Origin of the sequence: Streptomyces sp. NPDC048566, from assembly GCF_043199735.1 — a bacterium.
Taxonomy (GTDB): Bacteria; Actinomycetota; Actinomycetes; order Streptomycetales; family Streptomycetaceae; genus Streptomyces.
Window position 1 is genome coordinate 452,485 of the sequence record NZ_JBICWL010000002.1, and the last position, 25,463, is coordinate 477,947.

General features: G+C 74.6%; 26 protein-coding genes. 14 read left to right on the top strand and 12 right to left on the bottom strand.

Features of this window, described 5'->3' with window-relative positions:
• Positions 1–163: 163 nt before the first annotated feature.
• From pheS to ACGFS9_RS05870, 5 genes are all read left to right on the top strand, one after another.
• Entirely contained in the window at positions 164–1,294 is a 1,131-nt protein-coding gene (gene pheS / locus ACGFS9_RS05850) for a phenylalanine--tRNA ligase subunit alpha (protein WP_393251068.1), read from the top strand.
• A complete protein-coding gene (gene pheT / locus ACGFS9_RS05855) occupies positions 1,294–3,798 on the top strand; it encodes a phenylalanine--tRNA ligase subunit beta (RefSeq protein ID WP_393251069.1) in 2,505 nt (834 codons plus the stop codon). Before pheS ends, pheT begins: the two co-directional genes overlap by 1 nt.
• Before the next feature lie 360 nt (positions 3,799–4,158).
• Complete coding sequence (locus ACGFS9_RS05860; protein WP_393251279.1) at positions 4,159–5,277, top strand: PP2C family protein-serine/threonine phosphatase; 1,119 nt, start codon at positions 4,159–4,161, stop codon at positions 5,275–5,277.
• 370 nt (positions 5,278–5,647) lie between these two features.
• Positions 5,648–6,988 (top strand): transcriptional regulator, encoded by a 1,341-nt coding sequence (locus ACGFS9_RS05865; RefSeq protein WP_393251070.1) that lies wholly within the window; start codon positions 5,648–5,650, stop codon positions 6,986–6,988.
• A gap of 166 nt (positions 6,989–7,154) precedes the next feature.
• Complete coding sequence (locus ACGFS9_RS05870; protein ID WP_393251071.1) at positions 7,155–7,700, top strand: NUDIX domain-containing protein; 546 nt, start codon at positions 7,155–7,157, stop codon at positions 7,698–7,700.
• Positions 7,701–7,726: 26 nt separating this feature from the next.
• Here the strand turns inward: ACGFS9_RS05870 and ACGFS9_RS05875 are convergent, their stop codons facing one another.
• Together ACGFS9_RS05875 and ACGFS9_RS05880 are read right to left on the bottom strand one after the other, a co-directional pair.
• Positions 7,727–7,984: a hypothetical protein gene (locus tag ACGFS9_RS05875; RefSeq protein ID WP_393251072.1), complete on the bottom strand. Its 258-nt coding sequence runs from the start codon at positions 7,982–7,984 to the stop codon at positions 7,727–7,729.
• A 198-nt stretch (positions 7,985–8,182) separates the two neighbouring features.
• Entirely contained in the window at positions 8,183–9,046 is an 864-nt protein-coding gene (locus ACGFS9_RS05880) for a 3-hydroxybutyryl-CoA dehydrogenase (protein ID WP_393251073.1), read from the bottom strand.
• A 166-nt stretch (positions 9,047–9,212) separates the two neighbouring features.
• Between ACGFS9_RS05880 and ACGFS9_RS05885 the strand changes: the two genes are divergently transcribed.
• Positions 9,213–10,481 (top strand): glycoside hydrolase family 10 protein, encoded by a 1,269-nt coding sequence (locus ACGFS9_RS05885; protein ID WP_393251074.1) that lies wholly within the window; start codon positions 9,213–9,215, stop codon positions 10,479–10,481.
• On the opposite strand, the gene ACGFS9_RS05890 is transcribed toward ACGFS9_RS05885, so the two are convergent.
• Positions 10,459–11,436 carry a DMT family transporter gene (locus ACGFS9_RS05890; RefSeq protein ID WP_393251075.1) on the bottom strand — a complete coding sequence of 326 codons (978 nt, stop codon included), beginning with the start codon at positions 11,434–11,436 and terminating at the stop codon, positions 10,459–10,461. The two genes, ACGFS9_RS05885 and ACGFS9_RS05890, sit on opposite strands and share 23 nt — an antisense overlap.
• Before the next feature lie 148 nt (positions 11,437–11,584).
• Here ACGFS9_RS05890 and ACGFS9_RS05895 point away from each other — a divergent pair, with 148 nt between their 5' ends.
• Both ACGFS9_RS05895 and ACGFS9_RS05900 read left to right on the top strand, forming a co-directional pair.
• Entirely contained in the window at positions 11,585–13,021 is a 1,437-nt protein-coding gene (locus tag ACGFS9_RS05895; protein ID WP_393251076.1) for a PLP-dependent aminotransferase family protein, read from the top strand.
• A gap of 186 nt (positions 13,022–13,207) precedes the next feature.
• Positions 13,208–13,801, top strand: a complete 594-nt coding sequence (locus ACGFS9_RS05900; RefSeq protein WP_393251077.1) for a histidine phosphatase family protein — start codon at positions 13,208–13,210, stop codon at positions 13,799–13,801.
• Here ACGFS9_RS05900 and ACGFS9_RS05905 read toward each other — a convergent pair.
• The 5 genes from ACGFS9_RS05905 to ACGFS9_RS05925 form a co-directional block, all read right to left on the bottom strand.
• Positions 13,779–14,384, bottom strand: a complete 606-nt coding sequence (locus ACGFS9_RS05905; protein ID WP_393251078.1) for a DUF6314 family protein — start codon at positions 14,382–14,384, stop codon at positions 13,779–13,781. The genes ACGFS9_RS05900 and ACGFS9_RS05905 overlap by 23 nt on opposite strands.
• Positions 14,385–14,484: 100 nt before the next feature.
• The gene (locus tag ACGFS9_RS05910) at positions 14,485–14,943 is read right to left on the bottom strand and encodes a carboxymuconolactone decarboxylase family protein (protein WP_393251079.1); all 459 of its coding nucleotides are present in this window, start codon (positions 14,941–14,943) and stop codon (positions 14,485–14,487) included.
• The gene (locus ACGFS9_RS05915) at positions 14,940–15,194 is read right to left on the bottom strand and encodes a hypothetical protein (protein ID WP_393251080.1); all 255 of its coding nucleotides are present in this window, start codon (positions 15,192–15,194) and stop codon (positions 14,940–14,942) included. The genes ACGFS9_RS05910 and ACGFS9_RS05915 overlap by 4 nt, the downstream gene beginning before the upstream one ends.
• Positions 15,164–15,307, bottom strand: a complete 144-nt coding sequence (locus tag ACGFS9_RS05920) for a MerR family DNA-binding transcriptional regulator (RefSeq protein ID WP_393251280.1) — start codon at positions 15,305–15,307, stop codon at positions 15,164–15,166. Before ACGFS9_RS05920 ends, ACGFS9_RS05915 begins: the two co-directional genes overlap by 31 nt.
• A gap of 158 nt (positions 15,308–15,465) precedes the next feature.
• Positions 15,466–16,275, bottom strand: a complete 810-nt coding sequence (locus tag ACGFS9_RS05925) for a LysR substrate-binding domain-containing protein (protein ID WP_393251081.1) — start codon at positions 16,273–16,275, stop codon at positions 15,466–15,468.
• Positions 16,276–16,356: 81 nt separating this feature from the next.
• On the opposite strand from ACGFS9_RS05925, the gene ACGFS9_RS05930 reads away from it, so the two are divergent.
• The 6 genes from ACGFS9_RS05930 to ACGFS9_RS05955 all read left to right on the top strand — a co-directional run bounded on the left by ACGFS9_RS05930 (position 16,357) and on the right by ACGFS9_RS05955 (position 21,787).
• Complete coding sequence (locus ACGFS9_RS05930) at positions 16,357–16,749, top strand: DUF5997 family protein (RefSeq protein ID WP_393251082.1); 393 nt, start codon at positions 16,357–16,359, stop codon at positions 16,747–16,749.
• Positions 16,750–16,931: 182 nt separating this feature from the next.
• Positions 16,932–17,960 (top strand): N-acetyl-gamma-glutamyl-phosphate reductase, encoded by a 1,029-nt coding sequence (argC, locus tag ACGFS9_RS05935; RefSeq protein WP_393251083.1) that lies wholly within the window; start codon positions 16,932–16,934, stop codon positions 17,958–17,960.
• The gene (gene argJ, locus ACGFS9_RS05940; RefSeq protein WP_393251084.1) at positions 17,957–19,111 is read left to right on the top strand and encodes a bifunctional glutamate N-acetyltransferase/amino-acid acetyltransferase ArgJ; all 1,155 of its coding nucleotides are present in this window, start codon (positions 17,957–17,959) and stop codon (positions 19,109–19,111) included. Before argC ends, argJ begins: the two co-directional genes overlap by 4 nt.
• Positions 19,108–20,022: an acetylglutamate kinase gene (gene argB / locus ACGFS9_RS05945; protein ID WP_393251085.1), complete on the top strand. Its 915-nt coding sequence runs from the start codon at positions 19,108–19,110 to the stop codon at positions 20,020–20,022. The genes argJ and argB overlap by 4 nt, the downstream gene beginning before the upstream one ends.
• Positions 20,019–21,227, top strand: coding sequence for an acetylornithine transaminase (locus tag ACGFS9_RS05950; RefSeq protein ID WP_393251086.1), 1,209 nt, complete (start codon positions 20,019–20,021; stop codon positions 21,225–21,227). The genes argB and ACGFS9_RS05950 overlap by 4 nt, the downstream gene beginning before the upstream one ends.
• A gap of 23 nt (positions 21,228–21,250) precedes the next feature.
• The gene (locus ACGFS9_RS05955; protein ID WP_393251087.1) at positions 21,251–21,787 is read left to right on the top strand and encodes an arginine repressor; all 537 of its coding nucleotides are present in this window, start codon (positions 21,251–21,253) and stop codon (positions 21,785–21,787) included.
• Positions 21,788–21,890: 103 nt separating this feature from the next.
• Here ACGFS9_RS05955 and ACGFS9_RS05960 read toward each other — a convergent pair whose 3' ends face one another.
• The 4 genes from ACGFS9_RS05960 to ACGFS9_RS05975 all read right to left on the bottom strand — a co-directional run bounded on the left by ACGFS9_RS05960 (position 21,891) and on the right by ACGFS9_RS05975 (position 25,457).
• The gene (locus ACGFS9_RS05960) at positions 21,891–22,682 is read right to left on the bottom strand and encodes an FAD:protein FMN transferase (protein WP_393251088.1); all 792 of its coding nucleotides are present in this window, start codon (positions 22,680–22,682) and stop codon (positions 21,891–21,893) included.
• Positions 22,675–23,487, bottom strand: a complete 813-nt coding sequence (locus ACGFS9_RS05965) for an FMN-binding protein (protein ID WP_393251089.1) — start codon at positions 23,485–23,487, stop codon at positions 22,675–22,677. The genes ACGFS9_RS05960 and ACGFS9_RS05965 overlap by 8 nt, the downstream gene beginning before the upstream one ends.
• 19 nt (positions 23,488–23,506) lie before the next feature.
• Positions 23,507–24,844, bottom strand: coding sequence for a ferric reductase-like transmembrane domain-containing protein (locus tag ACGFS9_RS05970; protein ID WP_393251281.1), 1,338 nt, complete (start codon positions 24,842–24,844; stop codon positions 23,507–23,509).
• A 124-nt stretch (positions 24,845–24,968) separates the two neighbouring features.
• The gene (locus ACGFS9_RS05975; RefSeq protein WP_393251090.1) at positions 24,969–25,457 is read right to left on the bottom strand and encodes an FMN-binding protein; all 489 of its coding nucleotides are present in this window, start codon (positions 25,455–25,457) and stop codon (positions 24,969–24,971) included.
• Positions 25,458–25,463: the final 6 nt, after the last annotated feature.

Consider the following 25,463-nt stretch of genomic DNA (forward strand, 5'->3'; position numbering starts at 1 on the left):
GCCCCCTCCGCACGGGAGCACCGCGAGGACGCCCGGTCCTGGGCGGGCACCCACCCCCGTTAGACTCGGCCTTTGGCACCTTTGCGTCCTCTCATCTGCGGACGATTCGTCTCCGAGTCGGTGACGGGGACCCTCAGCCAGCCAACCGGAAGCACGGGAAGAGATGTCGGCACCTAATAAGTCGTACGACCCTGTAGAGGTCGAGGCCTTGAAACCGGAAGAGATCGAGCGCATGCGGGACGAGGCGCTCACCGCCTTCGCCGCCGCCGGCGACCTCGACGCGCTCCAGGAGGCCAAGGTCGCCCACACCGGCGGCACCTCGCCGCTGGCCCTCGCCAACCGCGAGATCGGCGCACTGCCCCCGCAGGCCAAGGCCGCGGCCGGCAAGCTCGTCGGCCAGGCGCGGGGCGCCGTGAACAAGGCCCTCGCCGCCCGCCAGGCCGAGCTGGAGGCCGAGCGCGACGCGCGCGTGCTGGTCGAGGAGGCGGTGGACGTCACGCTGCCGTACGACCGCGTGCCGGCCGGGGCCCGGCACCCGCTGACCACCATGATGGAGCGCGTCGCGGACGTCTTCGTCTCGATGGGCTACGAGGTCGCCGAGGGCCCCGAGGTCGAGGCGGAGTGGTTCAACTTCGACGCCCTGAACTTCGGCCCCGACCACCCCGCCCGGCAGATGCAGGACACCTTCTTCGTCCAGGGCCCGGCGGACGCGGACGGCGACGGCGGGTCCGGGGTCGTGCTGCGGACCCACACCTCGCCGGTACAGGCCCGTGCCCTGCTCGACCGGGAGCCGCCCGTCTACGTCGTGTGCCCCGGCCGCGTCTACCGCACGGACGAGCTCGACGCCACGCACACCCCGGTCTTCCACCAGATCGAGCTGCTCGCCGTCGACGAGGGCCTGACCATGGCCGACCTCAAGGGCACCCTCGACCACATGGTCCAGTCGCTCTTCGGCCCGGACATGAAGACCCGGCTGCGTCCGAACTACTTCCCCTTCACCGAGCCGTCCGCCGAGATGGACATGCTCTGCTACGTGTGCCGGGGCGAATCCGTCGGCAACCCCGACCGCCCCTGCCGGACCTGCTCCTCCGAGGGCTGGATCGAGCTCGGCGGCTGCGGCATGGTCAACCCGCGGGTGCTCGTCGCCTGCGGCGTGGACCCGGAGAGGTACAGCGGGTTCGCGTTCGGGTTCGGTATCGAGCGGATGCTGATGTTCCGCCACAACGTCGAAGACATGCGAGACATGGTCGAGGGTGACGTCCGGTTCACCCGGCCGTTCGGGATGGAGATCTGATGCGGGTCCCGCTTTCTTGGCTGCGGGAGTACGTCGACCTTCCGGCGACGGAGACCGGGCGCGACGTCCAGGCCAAGCTCATTTCGGCCGGACTGGAGGTCGAGACCGTCGAGGCGCTCGGCGCCGGCCTCAAGGGCCCGCTGGTCGTCGGCCAGGTGCTCACCATCGAGGAGCTGGAGGGCTTCAAGAAGCCCATCCGCTTCTGCACCGTCGACGTCGGTACGGCCAACGGCACCGGTGAGCCGCAGGAGATCGTCTGCGGCGCCCGGAACTTCGCCGTCGGCGACAAGGTCGTCGTCGTGCTGCCCGGCGCCGTGCTGCCCGGCGACTTCGCGATCGCCGCGCGCAAGACGTACGGCAAGACCTCGCACGGCATGATCTGCTCCGGCGACGAACTGGGCATGGGCGACGACGGCTCCGGCGGCATCATCGTGCTGTCCCCGGAGACCGAGCCGGGCACCGACGCGATCGAGCTGCTCCAGCTCGTCGACGAGGTCCTCGACATCGCCGTCACCCCCGACCGCGGCTACGCGCTGTCGATGCGCGGCGTCGCCCGCGAGACGGCGACCGCCTACGGTCTGCCGCTGCGCGACCCGGCGCTGCTCGACGTGCCCGCCCCGAACGCCTTCGGCCACCCGGTGCGGGTCTCCGATCCGCTCGGCTGCGACCGCTTCACCGCCCGCACGGTGACCGGCCTCGACCCCGACGCGCGCTCCCCGATCTGGCTGAGCCGCCGGCTCCAGAAGGCCGGCATGCGCCCGATCTCGCTCGCCGTCGACATCACCAACTACGTGATGCTGGAGCTCGGCCAGCCCCTGCACGCCTACGACCGCAACCGCCTCCAGGGCGCCATCGGCGTGCGCCGGGCCGAGCAGGGCGAGAAGCTCACCACCCTCGACGGCGTCCGGCGCACGCTGAACGCCGAGGACCTGGTGATCACCGACGACCGTGGGCCCATCGGCCTTGCGGGCGTCATGGGCGGGGCCGACACCGAGATCGACGACAGCGAGGGCACCACCACCGAGGTCGTCGTCGAGGCGGCCCACTTCGACCCCGTCTCCATCGCGCGCACCGCCCGCCGGCACAAGCTGGCCTCCGAGGCGTCCCGGCGCTTCGAGCGCGGCGTCGACCCGCAGGCCGCCTCCGCCGCGGCCCAGCGGACCGTCGACCTGCTCGTCCTGCTCGCGGGCGGCACCGCCGACGCCGGCGTCACCGAGGTGATCGCCCCGTCCGCGCCGCACACCATCACCCTCGCCGCGGACCACCCGGACAAGGTGGCCGGTGTCGCCTACGGCCGCGAGACCGTCGTCCGCCGCCTCCAGCAGGTCGGCTGCGACGTCTACGGCCAGGACGAGCTGATCGTCACCGTGCCGTCCTGGCGGCCGGACCTCACCGACCCGAACGACCTGGCCGAAGAGGTCATCCGCCTGGAGGGCTTCGAGAACCTGCCCTCCACGCTGCCCAAGCCCCCGGCCGGCCTCGGTCTCACCCAGCGGCAGCGCCTGCACCGCCGTGTCGGCCGCGCCCTGGCAGGCGCCGGATACGTCGAGGCGCCGAACTACCCGTTCATGGGCGAGCAGGTCCTGGACCGGTTCGGACTGGCGGCCGACGACCCGAACCGCAAGGTCGTCACGCTCGTCAACCCGCTCTCCGACGAGGAGCCCGCGCTCCGCACCACGCTGCTGCCCGGTCTGCTGCAGACCCTGCGCCGCAACGACGGGCGCGGCAGCCACGACCTGGCGCTCTTCGAGACCGGGCTGGTCTTCCACCCGCGGGCGGAGGCGCGCGTCGCCGGGCGGCTGCCCGTCGACCGCCGTCCCACCGACGAGGAGCTCGCGTCCCTGACCGCCGCGCTGCCCGTCCAGCCCCGGCACGCCGCCGTCGTCCTCGCGGGCGCCCGCGAGCAGGCCGGCTGGTGGGGCAAGGGCCGTCCCGCGGACTGGGCCGACGCCGTCGAGGCCGCCCGCGTGGTGGCCCGCGAGGCGGGGACCGAACTCCTCGTCCGCACCGGCCGGTACGGGCCCTGGCACCCCGGCCGCTGCGCCGAACTCGCCGTCGTCCTGGACGGCGCGGAGCGGGTCGTCGGGTACGCCGGTGAGCTGCACCCGCGGGTGCTGAAGTCGCTGGGCCTGCCCGCGCGCACCTGCGCGATGGAGCTGGACCTGGACGCCGTGGAGGAGGCGAGTTCCGGCCACCCCAGGGGGCCGAAGATCTCCGCGTTCCCGGTCGCGACCCAGGACGTCGCGCTCGTCGTCGACCGGACCGTCCCGCACGCCGACGTCGAGGCGGCGCTGCGTGCCGGCGCGGGCGAACTGCTGGAGTCCGTCCGGCTGTTCGACGAGTACGAGAGCGAGCAGCTCGGCGGGGACCGGAAGTCCCTCGCGTACGCGCTGCGCTTCCGTGCCGCTGACCGCACGCTGACCGTGGACGAGGCGTCCGCGGCGCGCGACGCGGCGGTTGCGCTCGCCGCCGAGCGCACGGGGGCCGTCCTGCGCGGGGCCTGACCGCCTGCGCCGGCTCAGGCCGGTGGTCTCCTTCCCAGGGGCCTCGTCCCTCCTCGCTCCGAGGGGGGACGGGGCCCCTGCCTGCGAGGTCGCGCCGGTTCGGGTGTCCGAAGGCGTCTCACTCGTTCGGGTGACATGACCGGACGGCCTGGCCCGGTCGGGTGATCGGTCGTCAGAATCGGACCGGTCTCGCCGAGGCCGTCTGCGCTGTCAGGGCCTACTGGGGGGCCGATCGGCATGATCCGTACCAAGGCTGGGACCCCTCGCGGGACGACGCTCCGGGCACCCGCGCGGGAGCCGCTCGGGGCGGTCGCCGGCACCCGGCACCGGGGAGGCCGGCTCGGAGCGGGCCTCGCCCGGATGCTGCGGGCCGAAGGACCCCGCGCGCAGCTCATCCGGCGGCTGCGCCGGTCCGGACCCGGCGCCCGTCGCCGCGACGACCGGTCGCCGCCGCGCCGGGCGCTGAGTCTCGGACTGCCCGCGGCCTGGGGCGCGCTCGCCGTGTCGTACCGGATGGCCTGTCCCCTCGCGGAACAGGACGGCCTGGAGGCCCGGATGGCCACCAGTGCCGTCTTCTTCGCCGTCGGCACCGGGCTGGTGGTGCACGTCCGGGCGGTGCTGCTGCGCGAACTGCGGCAGGTCCGGGAGGTTGCGGGGGCGGCGCAGCGCGTCCTGCTGCGGCCGTTGCCGCCACGGGTCGACGGCCTGGGCGTCGCGGCGGCCCAGATGTCCGCCGACCGCGCCGCGGCGGTCGGCGGCGATCTGTACGAGGTGATCGCCACCGAGCACGGCGTGCGGGTCGTCATGGGCGACGTCCGCGGGCACGGTCTGGGCGCCATCGGCACCGTCGCCGCCGTTCTCGGCAGCTTCCGCGAGGCCGCGCACGACGAACCCGAACTGGGCGGAGTCCTGCGCCGGCTGGACCGGGCCCTGGCACGCCACCTGAGGGAGCGGGCCCGTCGCGAACACCCCTCGTCCGGCGCCCGCGGCCCTGAGACCGACGATCCGGTCGCCGAGGACTTCGTGACCGTCCTGCTGCTGGAGATCCGCCCCGACGGCGAGGTGCGCGCCCTCAACTGCGGCCACCCCTGGCCGTATCTGCTCGGCACGGGCCGGGTCGCGCCGTTGGCGCGGGCCGAACCCCTGCCGCCGCTGGGCCCGTTCCCGCTCCCGGCCGTCCTGCGGGCCGAGCCCTGCGGACCCCTGCTGCCCGGCGACGGGCTGTTCCTGCACACGGACGGGGTGGAGGACGCGCGTGACGCCCGCGGACGGTTCTTCCCGCTGCTGCCCGCGCTCACGGACGCCGTCCGCGACCGTCCCGTCGTACCGGAGGCCGTGCTGCGGGCCGTCCTCGCGGGGCTGCTGCGGCACAGCGACGGCCGTCCCGGGGACGACGTGGCCCTGCTGGTGCTGCGCAACGACCGCCGGCCGCCTCCCCTGGGGCGGTGCCACGACCGCGCCCGGCACGCTCCGCGGTGACGGCGCGGCACCCGTCCCGGAGCCCGGCCCCGGCCGTCCGGAGGCGTCCGTGATGCGTCCGGGCGGGCCCCGATGCCTGTCCGGGCGGCGGCGGCCGTCCGCCCGGCCACAGAGTGTCGGGCAGGGGGCCGGGCGGACGGCGCGCAGCGGGCCGCCGCACTGTACGAGGGGGAGCCGGCGGCCCGGCCGGCCTCTTGCGAGACAGCTCAGTCAACCGGCCCGCGACGCTCCGCGACAGCGCGCGCACGCCCCGGACACGGGTGCTTGCTTCACACCCCGTGTGAAAGCGACCCGCTCCGCCGACTGGCGCCGGCGGACGCGGAAGAGGACGATCGGCGCCGTCGGCCACGAGGCACCCGGGGGGCCTTCCATGCAGCCCAACACCCTGCTCGACGCGATGCTCGACGAGGCGGGCATCTCGCACGCGGGACTCGCCGCCCACGTCAACCAGGCGGGACGGGCCCGCGGCCTCGCCCTGCGCTACGAACACACCGCGGTGGCACGGTGGTTGAAGGGGCAGCGGCCACGCGGGCAGGTGCCCGACCTGATCTGCCAGGTCCTCGCGGGACGGCTGCACCGGCCCGTCACGCTGGACGACATCGGACTCGGTCTGCCCGGCGCACCGGCGGCGCCGCACGCCACCTCGCTCTCCGGGTTCGTCGAGCGCGCCACCGCGCTGTGGCGCTCCGACGAGCAGCAGCGCCCGCACGTCCTCGGGGCGCAGGCGGTGACCGGCACGCCCGCGGTCATGCCGGTCTGGGAGTGGGAGAACCCGCCGGAGGACGTGGACGTCTCGCGCGGCGGACGCCACCGGGTGAGCATGGCCGACATCGAGATGCTCCGGGCGGCCCGGGCGCACTACGAGCAGATGTACCGCAAGGCCGGCGGCATCGCGACCCGCACCCGCATCGTCGGCTTCCTCAACGCCGAGACCGCGCCGCTGCTGCGCGGCAGCTACACAGACGCCACGGGCCGTCAACTCCACCGCGCGACCGGCGGGCTGGTCGCCGTCGCGGGCATCTGCGCCTACGACTCCGACGCGCACGGGCTCGCGCAGCGCTACTTCCACCAGGCGCTGCGCCTGGCGAAGGCCAGCGGGGACAGGGGGCTGGGCGCGTACGTGATAGCGCTGCTCGTCAACCAGTCGCTGTTCATGCGCGAGTACCGGCAGGCGGTCGCCTTCGCCGAGGCCGCGCTGCGCGCCGCGGGGCGGCACATCACCCCCGCCCTCGCCGCCGACCTGTACGCGATGCAGGCCAAGGCGTACGCGCACCTGGGCGACGGCAGCAGCGCGCTGTCCTGCATCCGGCGTGCCGAGCAGGCCGCCGAGCGCATCCGGCGCGGCTACGAGCCGGACGAGACCGGCTATGTCCAGCCGGGGCTGGTCAACGTACAGGTGGCGGAGGCGCTGCTCAGCCTCGGCGACCTGGTGGCGGCGGCCGAGAACGCGGCGGCGGCGGTGGACAATCCGGCGCACGACCGGGGCCGGGTGCACCGGCTCGCCATGCTCAGCCAGATCGAACTGCGCCAGGGGAACGCGGACAAGGCCGTGGAGACGGCGGTGCGGATGGCCGAGCAGGCGCGCGGGATGGAGTCCCAGCGGCTGCGGGACCGGTTGCGCGCGGTGCGTGAGCACCTGGTGCGCAGCGGCTGCGCGGGGACCGCCGAGGCCGCGGAACTCATCGACGGCGCGCTGCGCGTACCGCTGTAGGGCGCGGCGCCGCGGAGCGCCGGTGGGCCGGCCCCGCCGTGCGCGGGGGGTTCCTCGCGCGCGCCCCGTGCACCGTCGGCGCGCCCCCCGACCGACCGCCGTGAGCCTGCTGCGGCCCGCTTCCTGCTGCGATATTGCCACTTACCTAGCGGAAGGTGGCAGAACCGTGCAGTGGACGAAACAGAACGAACAAACTGTGTACGAAAACCGCTGGTTCAGCGTCAATCTCGCCGATGTGGCGCTGCCGGACGGGCGGCATCTCGACCACTTCCTGATACGGCTGCGGCCTGTCGCCGTGGCCACCGTGGTCAACCGGGCCGACGAGGTGCTGCTGCTGTGGCGGCACCGTTTCATCACCGACAGCTGGGGGTGGGAGCTGCCGGCGGGCGTCGTGGAGGACGGTGAGGACGTCGTCGCGGCCGCCGCACGGGAGTTGGAGGAGGAGACGGGCTGGCGGCCGGCGCCCTTGCGGCATCTGATGAGCGTCGAGCCCTCCAACGGGCTCACCGACGCCCGGCACCACATCTACTGGACCGACGCGGCGGAGTACATCGGGCACCCCGTGGACGACTTCGAGTCCGACCGGCGGGAGTGGGTGCCCCTCAAGCTCGTCCCCGACATGGTCGCCCGCGGCGAGGTCCCGGCCGCCAACATGGCCGCCGCGCTGCTGCTCCTGCACCATCTGCGGCTCGGACAGGACCCGCTGTCGTGACGGTGCCGCTCCGCCGCGCCGCCCGGTCAGCGGCCCAGGGCCTGCCAGACCGCCACGGCCACCGCGCCGACGGCGGCGACGGCGGAGAGGGCGGGCAGAGGCCAGCGGGTGTGTTCGAGCGCGACGATCCGGGTGCTGAGGTCGTCGAGATCCTTGGCCGTCTGGTCGTCGCGCTGGGTGAGCAGCGCCAGTCCTCCCTCGACGCGGGTGAGCCCCACCTCCAGGGACCGGCGTAACTCCGCGAGTTCCCTCGGTGCGGCAGGATGCTCGGAGTCGGCGGTCACGGGTCCGCTCCTTTCCGTGGTCGGAAGTCCCTTGCCGTGCACGGAAAGTCAACTCGCCTGGTGGGCGGGAGGGGAGCGTGTGCGCGCGGCATATGCGGGCCCGGCGCGCACACGCCGTGTGAACGGCGCGGGCCCGGCACCCCCCCTGGAGGTGCCGGGCCCGCGCCCCGCGCGTCGGCCGCCGCGGGCGGCCGGGCGTCACTGCCCGTAGGTGTAGAACCCCGAGCCCGCCTTCCGGCCGAGGCGGCCGGCGTCCACCATGCGCTGGAGCAGCGGGGGAGCGGCGTACAGCGGCTCCTTGTACTCCTCGTACATGCTGAACGCGACCGAGGCCACCGTGTCGAGCCCGATCAGGTCGGACAGCTTGAGCGGGCCCATCGGGTGGGCGCAGCCCATCTCCATGCCGTTGTCGATGTCCTCGCGGCTGGCGATGCCCGACTCGAACATCCGGATCGCGGAGAGCAGGTAGGGGATCAGCAGCGCGTTCACCACGAAGCCGGAGCGGTCCTGGGCGCGGATCGTGTGCTTGCCGAGCGCCTTCTCGGCGAACAGCTGGGCCCGGCCGATGGTGCCCTCGGAGGTGGTCAGCGCCGGAATCAGCTCCACGAGCTGCTGGACCGGGGCCGGGTTGAAGAAGTGGATGCCGATGACCTGGTCGGGGCGCGAGGTGGCGACGGCCAGCTTGACCAGCGGGATCGACGAGGTGTTCGAGGCGAGGATCGCGTCCGGCCGGGTCACCACCTGGTCGAGGACCTGGAAGATCTCGGTCTTCACCTGCTCGTTCTCGACCACGGCCTCGATCACCAGGTCGCGGTCGGCGAACTCGCCGAGGTCCGTGGTGAAGGCGAGGCGGTTCTGGGTGGCCTCCAGCTCCTCGTCGGAGATCTTGCCGCGCCCGGCGGCCTTGGACAGCGAGTTGAACAGCCGGGTGCGGCCGATCTCCAGCGCCTCGCCGGTGGTCTCGGCGACCTTGACGTCCAGACCGGCGCGGGCGCACACCTCGGCAATGCCCGCTCCCATCTGCCCGCAGCCCACCACTCCGACGCGTTCGATGTCGGTCACATCGTCCCCTTCGCTGATCCGTACGGCCCGGCAGGACCTCCGGTGTTCGGCGCCTGCTCCGAACGTGCACGTTACCGCCAAGTATCGATGATCGATCGCGGGGGTCGGGCATGCTGGGCTGCGGGACGACCCGCGACCGGCCGGGTCCACCGCACAGGAGGTGCCGATGGGGCGGCTGCGACGCCGGGCGTTCGTCACGGCGGCACTGGCCGCGCTGGCGGGTACGGGAGCGGGCGACACCGCCGCCGCCCCGGGCCCGCCCGGCCGGCCGAGGGCGCCGGGCGCCCTCCGCGGGCTGTGGCTCGCCACCGCCGCGCACCGGGACTGGCCATCGCGCACCGGACTGAGCGCCGCCGACCAGCGCGCCGAGCTGATCGGTCACCTCGACACGGCGGTGCGGCTGCGGCTGAACACCGTGTTCTTCCAGGTCCGCGCCTTCGCGGACGCGCTGTGGCCCTCGCCGTACGAGCCGTGGGCGCAGAGCCTGACCGGGGTCCAGGGGCGCGATCCCGGCTGGGACCCGCTCGACACCGCCGTCCGCGAGGCCCACGCGCGGGGGCTCGAACTCCACGCCTGGTTCAACCCCTACCGCGTCGCGGGGCATCCCGACCCGGAACGGCTCGCCGCCGCCCATCCGGCCCGGCGGCACCCCGACTGGACCGTCCCCTACGGCGGGAAGCTGTACTACAACCCGGGACTGCCGCAGGTGCGGGCATTCGTGCGCGCCGCGATGCTCGACGCCGTAGCCCGCTACCCGGTCGACGGAGTGCACTGGGACGACTACTTCTACCCTTACCCGGTGGCCGGGGAGGACTTCGACGACGCGGCGGCCTACGCCGAGCACGGCGCCGGCTTCCCGGACCGGGCGGCCTGGCGGCGCCACAACGTCGACCGGCTGGTGCTGGAGACGGCGGCGGACATCCGCGCGACCCGTCCCGGCGCCCGCTTCGGCGTCAGCCCCTTCGGGGTCTGGCGCAACGACGCCACCGACCCCGCCGGCTCGGCCACCCGGGCCGGGGTCCAGACCTACGACGACCTGTACGCCGACACCAGGAAATGGGTGCGCGAGCGCTGGATCGACTACATCTGCCCCCAGCTGTACTGGAACATCGGCTTCGCGCCCGCCGACTACGCGCGGCTGCTGCCCTGGTGGGCGGATGCGGCCCGGGGCACCGGGGTCGCGCTGTACGTGGGCGAGGCGCTGTACAAGGCGGGCGCCCCCGGCCAGGCGGCACCCTGGCAGGACCCCGCCGAGCTGTCCCGGCACCTCGCTCTGGCCGCCGCGCACCCCGAGGTGGGGGGCCACGTCTTCTTCGCCGCGACGGAGGCCGCCGAGGACCGGATCGGCGCGCTGGCCCGGGTGGTGGCCGACCACTACGGTCCCGCGGCGCCCCGCCCCGGGGGCCGGCCGGTCAGCCGCGCGCCCGCTGGGTGAGCGCGATGCACACCAGGACGGCCGCCGCGGTGACCGGGGCGGCCGGTGTCAGCCGCTCGCCCAGCAGCGCCACCGACCACACCAGCGTGAGCAGCGGCTGGGCCAGCTGCAGCTGGCTGGCCTTGGGGACGCCGATCGCGGCCATGCCCCGGTACCAGAGGACCAGGCCGAGGAACTGCGAACCCACCGCGACCCACAGCACACCGGCCACGCTGTGCGCGGTCAGGTGCACGGGCTCCTGCGCCGTCGCCACCAGCGCGCCCGGCGCGCTGAGCGGCAGGCAGAGCACCAGGGCCCAGCCGATGACCTGCCAGCCCGGCATCACCCGGGCGAGCCTGCCGCCCTCCGTGTAGCCGGCCGCGCAGATCAGCAGCGCGGCGAAGAGGTAGGCGTCCGCGCCGGTCAGCGCGCCGCCGCTCTGCTGCACGGTGAAGGCGATGACGGCGGCGGCGCCCGAGCCGGCCGCGAGCCAGAACGTCCGGGAGGGGCGCGTACCGGTGCGCAGCGCCGACAGGAGCGCCGTCGTCAGCGGCAGCAGCCCGACGACCACGGCCGCGTGCGCGGTGGTCGAGGTCCGCAGCGCGAGCGTCGTCAGCAGAGGGAAGCCGAGGACGACGCCGGCGGCCACCACGGCGAGCCCCGCCAGATGGCGGCGGGCCGGCAGCGGAACCCGCAGGGCGAGGAGGCAGCCGCCCGCGACGAGGGCCGCGAGGACGCAGCGCACGGTCACCAGGGACCAGGGGCCGAACCCCTCCAGGCCCCAGGCGGTCGCGGGGAAGGTCAGGGAGAAGGCGGTGACGCCGAGGGCCGCCTGGAGCGTGCCGGCGCGCCGGTCCGTCCGGGAGGGGCCCGCACCGCCGCCACCGGCCGCGGACGCGGGAGTGCCGGGGCCCGGACGGCCGCTCGGTGCGGAGGGGACGGCGGCGGCCGGGGTCCCGGGCCCGGCGGCGGTCACGGGACCGCGAGGACCGCTTCCGCAGGGGCGTGACCGCCGGGCCGCGGTGCGCCGGGCCGGCGGGGCCGCCGCGCCGGTCTCCGGCACCGGGGTGCCGCCGGCGCCGACCGCTATTGCCCGGGAGGTGATAGCGCTACTCTGTGCTCTCATGCATGAGCGTAGCAGTGTGGGAGATCTGACCGAACAGCTGCGAAGGGAGCTGGACCGCTACTCTCCCGGCGGAAAGCTGCCGTCGAGCCGGGCGCTCGTGGAGCGGTTCCGCGTGAGCCCGGTGACCGTGTCCCGCGCGCTCGCCCGGCTGGCCGCCGAGGGCCTGGTGGTCACCCGGCCCGGAGCCGGCGCCTACCGCGCCGGGCCCCGGACCGCCGTCCCGCCCGCCGGGGACACCTCCTGGCAGGAGGTGTCCCTCAGCGCGGACGCCGCCGCCGAGGTCGTGCCGCGCACCGTCGACGCCTCCGGCGTGCTCGCCTCGCTCGCCGCGCCGCCCCCCGGGGTCGTCGAGTTCAACGGCGGCTACCTGCACCCCTCGCTCCAGCCGGAACGGGCGATGGGCGCGGCGCTCGCCCGGGCCGGCCGCCGCCCCGGTGCCTGGTCCCGCCCTCCGATGGAGGGCCTGCCCGAGCTGCGCGAGTGGTTCGCGCGGGGCATCGGCGGAGCGGTCGGCGCGGCGGAGGTGCTCGTCACCGCGGGCGGCCAGTCCGCCCTGACCACCGCGCTGCGCGCGCTCGCGCCGCCCGGCGCTCCGGTCCTGGTCGAGTCGCCCACCTACCCCGGCATGCTGGCGATCGCCCGCGCGGCCGGCCTGCGCCCCGTCCCGGTACCCGTGGACCCCGACGGCGTGCGGCCGGACCTGCTCGCCGACGCGTTCCGGGCCACCGGGGCGCGGGTCTTCGTCTGCCAGCCCCTGTTCCAGAACCCCACCGGCGCCGTCCTGGCCGCCGGGCGCCGCGGCGAGGTGCTCTCCATCGCGCGGGACGCCGGGGCCTTCGTCGTCGAGGACGACTTCGTGCGCCGGCTCGTGCACGCGGACGCGGGACCGCTGCCCCGCCCGCTGGCCGCCGAGGACCCGGACGGCGTCGTCGTGCACGTCGGGTCGCTGACCAAGGCGACCTCGCCGAGCTTCCGGGTGAGCGCGCTGGCCGCGCGCGGGCCGGTCCTGGAGCGCCTGCGCGCCATCCAGGTCGTCGACACGTTCTTCGTGCCGCGCCCGCTCCAGGAGGCCGCCCTCGAACTCGTCGGCTCCTCCGCGTGGCCACGCCACCTGCGGACCGTCTCCACCGAGCTGACGGCGCGCCGCGACGCCATGACCGCGGCGCTGCGCGCCCGGCTGCCCGAACTCGCCCTGCCGCACGTCCCGTCCGGCGGATACCACCTGTGGGTCCGGCTGCCCGACGGCACCGACGAGTCCGCCCTGGTGGGAGCGGCGCTGCGAGCGGGTGTGGCCGTGGCGCCCGGACGCCCCTACTTCAGCGCCGAATCCCCGGCCCCGCACCTCCGGCTCAGTTTCGCCGCGGTGGCTGGGACGGAGCAGATCGCCGAAGGCGTGCGCCGTCTGCGGACGGCCTGCGAGGAAGTCCGGATCTGAACCATCTCGGTGCGCTCCGCGAGCGCCCGGATCACGGGCGCCGGCCCGGCGCACACCCCGTGACGAGAGCGTTCTCGGGGAGCCCGGACAGCGCTCCCACCCGCCCGGGGAAACGAGGCGGTGACGTTTCGGACACCCTGTGCGACCCCTCTTGACCTGCGGAGTACCGCGTTCCACCATCTGGCCATGCATCGTCGCGTCACGTTCGTCGCCGCCGCGCGCTGCTCCTCGCTGCCGGCGGAGCGCTTCGAGGACGACCGGCCGCTGGACCAGGCCGGATGGGAGGAAGTGCTGCGCGCCGCCAACGACCTGCTCCCGCTGGCCGCCGCGGAACTGCGCTACTGCTCGCCGGCCCCCCGCAGCAGGGCGACCGGGGACGCGCTCGGCTACGCACCCCTGGTCCAGCTCGCCCTGCGCGACTGCGACATGGGCCGCTGGCGCGGTTTCACCCTCGGCGAGGCGATGGCCCGGGAACCCGACGCGGTGGACGCCTGGCTGGCCGAGCCGCGCTCCACGGCGCACGGCGGCGAGTCCCTGCTGGCCTTCATCGGCCGGGTCGGCTCCTGGCTCGACACCCGGCCGATCGACGACGGCGGCGGCATCGTCGCCGTCGCGGAGCCGGCGGTGGTGCGCGCCGCGCTCGTCTACGCGCTGAGAGCGCCCCCGTCGACGTTCTGGAACATCGACGTCAGGCCGCTCTCGGCGATCTCGGTGACGGGCCGGGCGGGCCGCTGGAGCCTGCGCCTCGACGCCTCCTTCACCCGCGCGACCCGCGCCTGAGCGGCGTCCCCGGTCCGGGCGGCGCCGTCCCGGCGTCCTCCGGCCGCGGCCCGGAACTCTCGCGGGTGTAGTCGGTGGTGAGCACCAGGTCCTTCGCCGGACCCCGGACGCGCCAGACGGTCCGCCAGTGGTCCGCGTCGCGGACGGTGAACTCCCCGCGGTACAGGTCCGCCGAGCAGGGGTGGTCCGCGACGTACCGCCCGGTCGCGAGGTCCAGGTCGTGGAACGGCCTGCCGTCGGAGAACCGGACGAGTGCCGCGCCCGGCGCCCCGCCCGGCAGGAACCGCAGGGTCCGCTCGGCGGGCCGGGCGACGCCCTGCCACACGAACGTGCCGGACTCGTGGTGCAGCAGTCCCGCGCCGGTGCGCGGCGGCCCGGCACCCGGGCCGTCGGGGCCGCCGTCGCCGGCGGCCCGGGCCCCGGCGTCCGGCGCCGGAGGGCCGTCCCCGTCCAGCGGGCCGAACCGCGTGGTGCCGGTGAACCGTCCCGCCGCCTCGCTCGCGAGGTCCAGGACCGTCCGCCTCACCCGCCACTCGCCGGCCAGGTAGGCCAGTGTGTCCGGCACCGGCCAGTGCTCGCCCATCCCGTTCCGTTCTCCGGTCGCACCGGCCGCGTCGTCACGTTCGTCGCCGACGCCTGCGCGGTGCTGCTCGACGGCTCCCATTGTGCCCGCGCCCGGCCGCTCAGCCGCCGGCGGTACGGGCTTCGGCCGCGGGGCCCCGGCCGGCCGGGAGCAGACCTCGTTCGGCGAACACCTTCTTCGCGACCAGGCTCGCGTTCATCGCCCTGGGGATGCCGCAGTAGACCGCCGCGTGGAGCAGGGCCTCGACGATCTCGTCCGGGGACAGGCCCACGTTCAGCGACGCGTTGACGTGCACCTCCAGCTGCGTCTCGCAGCCGCCGAGCGCGGTGAGCATGCCGAGGGTCACCAACTGGCGGTCCCGTGCGGCGAGTCCGGGCCGGTCGTAGATGTCGCCGAAGGCCCAGGCGACGATCTGGTGTCCCAGCTCCGGGTTGACGTCGCCGAGCGCGTCGACGACCCGCCGGCCGGCCTCGCCGTCCACGCGGTCCAGGACGCGCAGGCCGTGCTCGAAGCGCTCCTCGCGGGTGGTGGAGCGCCGGTTCCCCGTGGTGCCGCTCATGTCAGGCCGTCCGATCCCGGCCCGTCGAGGAGCCGTTCGTCGTGGTGGATCTTCTCGTCCGGCGCCGCCGCGTGCCGGCGCAGCGCCCGCATCCGCGCGGCCAGACCCGCGCTGTGCGCGGAGCATCGCGAGCCGGTCGGCGACCGAGCCGTCGCCCCGTGCGCGCAGGAGCGCGAACCGCTGCATCTCGCGATCGGCATGCCCGTCCCGCGCAGCCGGATCAGGAACTCCAGCCAGGCCAGGTCGGCCACGGCTCAAGCCGCTGGTTCCCGGTGGTGCGGCCTACCCGTTCGATCAGGCCGGCCTTCTCGCAGGAGCGCAGGGTGTCGTGCGAGAGGCCGGTGCGCGCGACGACCCGGGCGATCGTGAGCGTGCCGTCCGGGGCTCCCGCGAGGGGCTCCCGCGAGGGGCTCTCCGCTGGTCATGACACGACCGTAGGACCTGGAGCGCGCTCCAGGTCAAGCGTCGGCCGGAGCGGGGGCAGGGCGCGTGCCCGGCCGCGGCGGGGCCGAGGGCGCAGGGTCAGCCGCGGCGGTGCGGCCTGCCGCGCTTCGCGCCGCCCTTCGCGCCGCCCTTGGGCCGCCCCTTCGCGGTGCCGGAGCCGCCGCGCGGGTTCCGGCCGGCGGCCGACGCCCCCCGGGTGCCCCCGGCGGCGTCCCGCTTACGGGAGGCGGAGTCCCGCGACGGCGTGGACGACCGGCCTGCGTCGTCCGGGGTCCGGGCGCGCCCTCGGGTGCTGTTGACGGTCCGGCCGCGCACGATGCCGATGAAGTCGTCGACCCGGTCGGTGGTGCGGTCCTCCGGCCAGGCCAGCGCGACGCGCGACTCGGGGGTGTCCGTCACCGTCCGGTAGGTGAGGTCCTTGCGGTGGTGGAGCCGGGCGAGGGACTGCGGGACGACCACGACGCCGATCCCCGCGGCGACGAGCTCGATCGCGTCCGCCGTGGTGGCGGGCCGCTCCAGCGCGGGCCGGCCCGGCGGAGCCTCCCAGCCCAGCGGGTCGTCCAGCGGGTGCAGCACGATGTCGTCGTCGAGATCGCCGGGGGAGATCTGCTCGACGGCCGCGACGATGTGGTCCTTGGGCACGACGACCACCGTCGTCTCGGTGTAGAGGGGGATCGCGCTGAGGTCGTCCCCGTCGACCGGGAGGCGGACGAAGCCCGCGTCGGCCCCGCCGCCGCGCAGCAGGCCGAGGATCTCGCCGGGAGCGGCCGGCACGAGGGACAGCGGCACGTCGGGGAAGCGCTCGTGCCAGATCCGCACCCACTTCGAGGGCGTCACCCCCGGAACGTAGGCGAGCCTGAAGGACGGGGATGCGTCGGAGCCGGTCACCCCGTCAGGTTACCCGGCGCGGCCCCGGCCGACCCACCCGCGATGGTCGGCGGCCCTCCGCGCGCTCGATACCCTGGAGACATGAGTTCGCACCAGACCACCCAGACGATGAAGCCCGCCACGGCTGCGAAGAAGCTGGGTGTGTACCTCGACGCCACCCCCGCCGAGTTCCGGGAGGGTGCCGTCTCCCGTGCGGAGCTGAACGCGCTGCAGGCCGACCCGCCCGCCTGGCTCCAGGAGCTGCGCCGCAACGGTCCGCACCCCCGCCCCGTCGTCGCCGCCCGGCTCGGTGTCTCCATCGCCGGACTCGCCCGCGGCGGTGTCACCGAGGCGCTGACCACCGAGCAGATCGACGCGCTGCGGGACGAGGACCCCGACTGGCTGCGCCGCGAGCGCGCCACCCAGGCCGAGGTGCGCAAGGAGGCGGCCCGGATCAAGGAGAAGAACGCCGAGCAGGCCGCCCGGCGCTCCTGACGCCCCCCCCGAGCCCCGGTCCGGGCGCCGCCGCCCTCGTGCGGCGGTCGAGCTCCGGACGACGACCGCCCCCCTGCCGTTGACGGCCGGGGGGCGGTCGTCGTATTCCGGTCTTTGATCGGCATGAGATTGCATAAACGTGCAGCGAAACGTATAGTCATGCCATCAAGGAGGAGGGTTCCATGACGGTACGTGCGGCGGTGGCGGGAGCGAGCGGATACGCGGGCGGGGAACTGCTGCGTCTGCTCCTGACCCACCCCGAGATCGAGATCGGTGCCCTGACCGGCGACTCCAACGCGGGCCGGCGGCTCGGAGCGCTCCAGCCCCACCTGCCGCCGCTCGCCGACCGCGTGCTCGCCGAGACCACCCCCGAGACCCTCGCCGGCCACGACGTGGTCTTCCTCGCGCTGCCGCACGGGCAGTCCGCGGCCGTCGCCGAGAGGCTCGGGCCCGAGGTCCTCGTCCTCGACATGGGAGCCGACTTCCGGCTCGCGGACCCGGCCGCCTGGGAGCGGTTCTACGGCTCCGCGCACGCCGGGACCTGGCCCTACGGCCTCCCCGAACTGCCGGGTGCCCGCGCCGCGCTGGAGGGGTCCAAGCGCATCGCGGTACCCGGTTGCTACCCGACGGCCGTCTCCCTGGCCCTCTTCCCCGCCTACGCGGGCGGCCTGGCCGGGAACGAGGCCGTGATCGTCGCCGCCTCCGGCACCTCCGGAGCCGGCAAGGCGCCGAAGACGCACCTGCTCGGCAGCGAGGTCATGGGGTCGATGACGCCCTACGGCGTCGGCGGCGTCCACCGGCACACCCCCGAGATGATCCAGAACCTCAGCGCGGTGGCCGGCGAGCGCGTCACCGTCTCCTTCACCCCGACGCTCGCGCCGATGTCCCGCGGCATCCTCGCGACGTGCACCGCGAGCGCGCGGCCCGGCGTCACGGCCGACGCGGTGCGGGCCGCCTACGACAAGGCCCTCGCCGACGAGCCGTTCGTCCACCTGCTCCCCGAGGGGCAGTGGCCCGCCACCGCGTCCGTCCACGGTTCCAACGCCGTTCACGTGCAGGTCGCGTACGACGCCGACGCGCACCGCATCATCGCGGTCAGCGCCATCGACAACCTCACCAAGGGCACCGCAGGCGGTGCCGTCCAGAGCATGAACCTCGCGCTCGGCCTCCCCGAGGAGCTGGGGCTGTCCACGATCGGAGTCGCACCGTGAGCGTCACGGCAGCACAGGGATTCACGGCGGCGGGCGTCGCCGCCGGAATCAAGGAACACGGCGGACTGGACCTGGCCCTCGTGGTCAACACCGGGCCCCGCCGCGCCGCCGCGGGCGTCTTCACCTCCAACCGCGTCAAGGCCGCCCCCGTGCTCTGGTCCGAACAGGTCCTGAAGTCCGGGGAGCTGACGGCGGTCGTCCTCAACTCCGGCGGCGCCAACGCCTGCACCGGCCCCCGGGGCTTCCAGGACACCCACGCCACCGCCGAGAAGGTCGCCGGAGCACTCGCCGACACCGGCGCGGGCGCCGTCGCCGTCTGCTCGACCGGCCTGATCGGCGTCCCGCTGCCGATGGACCGGCTGCTGCCCGGCGTCGACCGGGCCGTCGCCGCGCTCGGCCCGCACGGCGGCGAGAAGGCGGCCATCGCCATCACGACCACGGACACCGTGCACAAGACCTCGGTCGCCACCCGGGCCGGCTGGACCGTCGGCGGCATGGCCAAGGGCGCCGGCATGCTCGCCCCGGGGCTCGCCACCCTGCTCGCCGTGCTCACCACCGACGCCGACGTGCCCGCCGACGTGCTCGACCGGGCGCTGCGCGAGGCCACCCGGACGACCTTCGACCGCGTCGACTCCGACGGCTGCATGTCCACCAACGACACCGCACTGCTGCTGGCCTCCGGCGCCTCCGGAGTCGCCCCGGCGTACGCGGAGTTCGCCGAGGCCGTGCGCGAGGTCTGCGCGGATCTGGCGCAGCAGCTCGTCCGCGACGCCGAGGGTGCGACCAAGGACATCAGGATCGAGGTGGTGGGCGCCGCGACCGAGGACGACGCCGTCGAGGTGGGCCGCTCCATCGCCCGCAGCAACCTCCTCAAGTGCGCCGTCCACGGCGAGGACCCGAACTGGGGCCGCGTGCTGTCCGCGATCGGCACCACCGCGGCGGTCTTCGAACCCGACCGGCTGGGTGTCGCCGTCAACGGCGTGTGGGTGTGCAAGAACGGCGCCGCCGGCGAGGACCGCGAACGCGTCGACATGCGCTACCGCGAGGTCCACATCGTCGCCGACCTCGCCGCCGGCGACGCCACGGCCACCGTCTGGACCAACGACCTCACCGCCGACTACGTCCACGAGAACAGCGCGTACTCCTCATGAGCCATGTGACCCGCAAGCACACCGCCCTGCCCAAGGCGCAGATCCTCATCGAGGCGCTGCCCTGGCTGACCCGGCACCGCGGCAAGACCGTCGTCGTGAAGTTCGGCGGCAACGCCATGGTCGACGGCGACCTCAAGGCGGCCTTCGCGCAGGACATCGTCTTCCTGCACCACGCGGGCCTCAAGCCCGTCGTCGTGCACGGCGGCGGACCGCAGATCAGCGCCGCGCTCGACCGGCACGGCATCGTCAGCGAGTTCAAGGCCGGCCTCCGCGTCACCACCGAGGAAGCCATGGACGTCGTGCGCATGGTGCTCGCCGGGCAGGTCCAGCGCGAGCTGGTCGGCCTCCTCAACGAGCACGGAGCGCTCGCGGTCGGCCTCACCGGCGAGGACGCGCACACCATCACCGCCACCCGGCACCGGCCCACGATCGACGGACAGCCGGTCGACATCGGGCGGGTCGGCGAGATCACCGCGATCGACACGGGCGCCGTCGAGGCGCTGCTCGCCGACGGCCGCATCCCGGTCGTCTCCTCGATCGCCAGGAGCCAGGACGACGGACATGTCTACAACGTCAATGCTGATACGGCGGCTGCGGCACTCGCTGCTGCACTGGGCGCCGAGACCCTCATGGTCCTCACGGACGTCGAGGGCCTCTACGAGGACTGGCCGAACAGCGACGAGGTGATCAGCCGCCTCACCGCCTCCCAGCTGGAGAAACTCCTCCCCGAGCTGGCGAGCGGCATGGTGCCGAAGATGGAGGGCTGTCTGCACGCCGTACGAGGCGGCGTGACCACCGCCCGGGTCATCGACGGCCGGGTCCAGCACTCGATCCTGCTGGAGATCTTCACCGACGAGGGGATCGGCACGATGGTCGTGCCGGACGACGAGGAAGCGGGGGACGCCGTATGACCGGCAGCGCCACGAACGCAGAGCTCACCGAACGGTGGCAGGGCTCGCTGATGGACAACTACGGCACCCCGCGCCTGCCGCTCGTGCGCGGAGCCGGCACCCGGCTCTGGGACGCCGACGGCACGCGCTACCTCGACTTCGTCGGCGGTATCGCCGTCAACGCCCTCGGCCACGCCCACCCCGCCGTCGTCGAGGCGGTCAGCCGGCAGATCGGCGCCCTCGGCCACGTCTCGAACCTGTTCGTCGCCGAACCGCCCGTCGCCCTCGCCGAACGGCTGCTCCAGCTCTTCGGCCGCGACGGCAGGGTGTACTTCTGCAACTCGGGCGCCGAGGCCAACGAGGGCGCCTTCAAGATCGGCCGGCTGACCGGCCGGACCCACATGGTCGCCACCACCGGCGGCTTCCACGGCCGCACGATGGGCGCCCTCGCCCTCACCGGCCAGCCCGGCAAGCGGGAGCCCTTCCTGCCGCTGCCCGGCGACGTCAGCCATGTCCCGTACGGCGACGCCCAGGCCCTCGCCGAGGCGGTCACCCCGGACACCGCCCTGGTGATCATCGAACCCCTCCAGGGCGAGAACGGCGTGGTCGTGCCGCCGCCCGGCTACCTGAAGGCGGCCCGCGCCATCACGGCGGCCAACGGCGCCCTGCTCGTCCTGGACGAGGTGCAGACCGGGATCGGCCGTACCGGGCACTGGTTCGCCTACCAGGCCCACGAGGGCGTGCTGCCCGACGTCGTCACGCTCGCCAAGGGCCTCGGCGGCGGGCTGCCGCTCGGCGCCACCGTCGCCTTCGGCCGCGCCGCCACCCTGCTGAAGCCCGGCCACCACGGCACCACCTTCGGCGGCAACCCCGTCGTGTGCGCCGCCGGACTCGCCGTTCTGGACACGATCGCCGCCGAGGGCCTGCTGGAGAACGTCAAGCGCGCGGGCGAGAAACTCCGCGACGGGATCGAGGGCGCCGCGGGCGGGGTCCGCCACCCTCTCGTGGACCATGTCCGGGGTGCCGGGCTGCTCCTGGGTATCGTGCTCACCGAGCCGCTCGCGCCCCAGGTGCAGCAGGCGGCTCAGGACGCCGGTTTCCTGGTGAACGCGCCCGCCCCCGATGTCGTACGGCTCATGCCCCCGCTGAACCTCGGCGATGACGACGTGGACGCGTTCCTCGGGGCGCTCCCCGGCATCCTCGACGCAGCCAACGGGGACGGATGATCCCGGGAAATGGGACGACGACGATGAGCCAGGCGCAGGACCACGAGCCCGCAGGGCCTGCCGTGCCGCAGACCCGCACCGCACGCCACCGCCGGATCGTGGACATCCTCAACCGGCAACCGGTGCGCTCGCAGAGCCAGTTGGCGAAGCTCCTCGCCGACGACGGGCTGACCGTCACCCAGGCGACGCTCTCCCGCGACCTCGACGAGCTGAACGCGGTGAAGATCCGCAACAACGACGGCGACCTCATCTACGCGGTACCGAGCGAGGGCGGCTTCCGCACTCCCCGGGCGCCGCTGGGCGAGTCGGCGAAGGAGGAGCGGATGCGGCGCCTCTCGGCGGAACTGCTCATCTCCGCCGAGGCGTCGGCGAACCTGGTCGTCCTGCGCACCCCGCCCGGGGCCGCGCAGTTCCTCGCCTCGGCGATCGACCAGGCGGAGTTGCACGACATCCTCGGCACGATCGCCGGGGACGACACCCTGCTGCTGATCAGCCGGGGTCCGACGGGCGGCCAGGCGCTCGCCGACCACCTGCTGAGGCTCGCCCAGAACGCCCACTGAGACCGCCCGCCGCGCGGGCGCCCGGCGGGCCGCCGGGCGCCCGGGGCTCCTCGCGGCCCCGCGCGCGGCGGTCCGTGCCCGCCCCGGCCGGGGCGGGCACCCCTCAGCCCAGGCGGTGCGCCAACCCGCCGGTGCACCGCACCTCGTCGCCTGCCGTGATGAGCAGGCCCTCCACGTCCGGCAGGGACTCCAGCCAGTCCAGCCCCGCCCGCGACCCCATCGCGAAGGCCGCGGTGGCCCACGCGTCCACCCAGGTCAGCCGGGGGCCGACGACCGTCACGGCCACCAGGTCGGTGACCGCCGACCGGCCGGTGCGCGGGTCGACGATGTGGGCGCCGCGCTCGGCGGTGCCCGAGGTCGCCACGGCCAGCTCGTCGGCCCCGGCGGCGGAGACGACCGCGGCGAGCGAACCGGGGCGCAGCGGGTCCGACACCCCGACCCGCCAGGGGCGGTGCGGTCCCGGGACACCGCGGAGCTGGACGTCGCCGCCCCCGTTCACGCTCACCCCGATCGCCCCGGCCTCGCCGAGCCGCCGGGCGGCGCGCTCGGTGGCCCAGCCCTTGACGATCCCCGTCGGGTCCAGCACGCCCTCGTACCGGGTGCTGAACCAGCCGTCGCTGATCCGCTCCGCCTCGGCGCCGAGGCCGAGCACCTCCGCGACCTCCGGAGCGCAACTCTCGACCGTGACCTCCCCGCGCACCAGCCGGGAGATCTGGCTGTCGTCCCGGTAGGTGCTGAACAGCTCGTCGGCGCGGTGCAGTTGGGCGACCGCCTCGGCCAGCGCCGCCCGGACCGCCGCCGGATCGCCGCCGCGCACGTCGAAGGAGAACACCGTGCCCATGACCTCCTCGGCGTGCCGCACGGCCGGCGGCGCCTCCTGCGCGGGCTCAGCCACCGGCCTTGTCCAGCGCCGACTGGAGGGAGGTGCGGTACCCCTCGGAGGTGTACGTCGCACCGGAGACGGAGTCGATGTCCGCGCCGCCCGCCGCCACGGCCTCCCGGTTCAGCCGCGGCACGGCGTCACCGGTGATCTGGCTGCTGCGCCCGCCGCTCGGCGCCTGCACCGCCTCCGCCTTGGTGATCCTGGTCCCGTCCAGCACCACGCGGACCTGGACCGGACCGTACTGGGTCCGGGCGACGCTGCCGGTCACGACGCGGGGGGCGGGCGCCGTGCCGGCCGGTTCCTTCGGCGAGGCGGAGGCCGCGGCCGGCGCGGAGGCCGCGGGGGAGCCCGCCCCGCCGGGCGCCTTCGCCTCGTCCAGCGCCGACTGGAGCGACTTCCGGTAGCCGGCCGAGGTGTAGGTGGCTCCCGAGACGGAGTCGATGTCGGCGCTCTGCGCGGCGACCGCCGCCTTGTTCAGCCGCGGTACCGCGAGCGCCGTCTTCGTGTCGCTGGTCCCGCCCCGCGGGGCCTGGACCGCCTCGGCGCCGACGATCCTGCCGCCGCTCAGCGACACCCGGACCTGCACCGGCCCGTACTCGGTCCTCACCGCGTCGCCGGTGACGGTGCGGGTGCCGGTCTGCCGGGCGCCGCCCTGCGGCGACTCCTGTCCGGCCGCCGTCCGCTGCGGCGAGACGGCGCCCTGAGCGGACGCGGCGGCCGGGTCGCCCGCCGGTTTGAGCGACAGCAGCAGCACGATCCCGGAGACGGTGGCGGCGGTGGCGAGCACGGCGCGCCGGATGGGGTGACTCTTCTTCATCGCTCCTGACTCCCGTCGCTCACATCTCGAACGACTCGTGATGGATGCGCCGGGCGGGGACTCCCGCGCCGCGCAGTGCGTCGTACACCTGCCGCGCGAAGCCGGGTGGCCCGCACAGGAAGACGTCGTGGCGCTCGATGTCGGGCAGTTTGCGGGTCAGGCTGTCCGCCGAGATGTCCGGGCGTTCGCCGTCGGGACTGTTGACCGCGTACATCAGCCGGGCCCCGCGCTCCTCGGCGATCGAGGCCAGCTCGTCCCACAGGGCCAGGTCCTGGGTGCTGTTGGCGCGGTAGAGGAGCGTGATGTCGCCGGACGCCCCGGGGAGCGTCTCGAACAGGGCCCGCATCGGCGTGATGCCGACGCCGCCCGCCACCAGCAGGACCTTGCCGCGGCTGCGCCGCTGGGCGGTCAGCGCGCCGTAGGGGCCCTCGGCCCACACCCGGGTGCCCGGCTCCAGGTCGCGCAGCCCGGCGCTGTGGTCGCCGATCGCCTTGACGGTGATGCGCAGCATGGTGGGGCGGGGGGCGGCGGAGAGCGAGTACGGGTGGGAGCTGAACCGCATGCCCGGTGCCAGGAACCGCCAGCGGAAGAAGTGCCCGGCCTCGGCGCCCATCCGGTGCAGTTTGCGCCCGCTGATCAGCACCGACACGATGCCGGGCGTCTCCTCCACGACCGCCTCGACGCGCATCCGGTGCTTCAGGTTGAGCCGGATGGGGGACAGCACGCGGTACCAGAGCAGCAGGGCGGTCACCGACCCGTACAGCCCGTACCAGACGGTGCGGGCGACGGGTTCGACCGCGAAGTCGTTGCCGGTGGAGAGCTGGTGCCAGAACGTCAGGAAGACCGCGGCGTACGTCAGCAGGTGGACGTGGTACCAGGTGTCGTAGGGGATGAACCGGCGCACCGGGCCGATGGAGACCACGGCGATGAGCACCAGCAGGCCGGTGCCGATCGCGGCCTTGCCCATGTCGGGCAGCTGGTCCACCGAGTCGATCGTCTGGCGCACGATCCCGCCGAGTCCGGCGCCGGACTGCAGGGCGTAGCCCCACATGGTCAGGAAGAGGTGCGCGAGGACCAGGCTGATCGTGTAGCGCCCGGTCATCGCGTGCCAGCGCGCCACCCGGTCGGATCCCACCCGGCGCTCCAGCGCGGGCACACGGGCCATCTGGAGGACGACGAGCGCCATCAGGTACCCGGCGAGCAGTCCGGTGATCCGGCCCGCGTTGAGGATGCGGCCGTCGCCGCCGGTGACGGCCGGCGTGTTCACCCACCACAGCCACAGGACCCCGGCGGCGCCCGCCCAGACGGCGATCAGCAGCGGGACGGCGGGCGAGCGGCGTGGGCGGATGCGGCGCATGGTCTGGCGCCGCGCGGCGCGGCCACCGGCGATCGTGGACACGGTTCCTCCGTGTTCGTCCGTGGGGACGGGGCGAGGGGAGCGGCCCCCTGGCCCAGAGATACGGTCCCCGGCGGCCGCGTGTTCAGCCACCTGCGGAATCGAGTGCCGACTGGAGCGACTGCCGGTAGCCGTCGCTGGTGTACGTGGCTCCGGAGACGGAGTCGATCTGCGCGCTCTGCGCGGCCAGCGCCTCCCGCCTGAGCTGGGGGATCGCGTAGCTGTTGATCTCCTGGTCGCGGGGGTTCTCCGAGGGGTACACGACGGCGGTCACGTCGGTGATCCGGCCGCTCTCCAGGGTGATCCGGACCTGGACCGGGCCCCAGCGGGTCTGCACGCTGTCCCCGGTGAAGGTGCCCGACGCCTTGGTGCTCCCGGACGAGCCCGAGGAGTCCCCGGACCCGCCCGGCGAGGAGCTGCCCGGGGACGGCGTCCCGCTCACCGTCGAGGACGCCCGGTCCACGGTGGGCGGGGTGTGCGGCTTCAGCGAGAGCAGCAGGACGACACCGGTGACCGTGGTGGCCGCCGCCAGGGTGATCCGGCGCAGCGGGCGGTTCTTCTTCAGTGCGTGCACGGGGGC